The 310-nt window shown below is 45.8% G+C and carries 1 pseudogene; it reads right to left on the reverse strand.

The features are described 5' to 3' along the window. A pseudogene (locus A3712_RS14985) lies at nt 1-310 on the reverse strand (biotin/lipoyl-binding protein); the annotation flags it as partial.

The following is a 310-nucleotide window of genomic DNA, read 5'->3' on the forward strand; positions in this document are numbered from 1 at the left end:
ACTCCGACTTTAATTGCCCCAAACGCTCAAGATAGTTCGCTTTGGCATTCATTAATGCAGGGTGGCTTGATACATCAACAACAATGTCTTGTGGCACCAATACCACTCGCTCATACCACTCTTTAGCATCATTGTTTAACATCACGGTTGAGAGTTCAGCTCTCAACCGTAACTGCTGAGCCAGTAAGGTATCCGCTTGTTGAGCCGACTCTAAAAATGCTGCTTTAAAACGCGTGTCTTCTAATTTCGCCAGAGGCTGACCTTTCACCACAGATTGACCTTGTCGCACCATGATCTCTTGAACCAAGCC

The organism is Vibrio sp. HI00D65 (assembly GCF_001635455.1).
Taxonomy (GTDB): domain Bacteria; phylum Pseudomonadota; class Gammaproteobacteria; order Enterobacterales; family Vibrionaceae; genus Vibrio.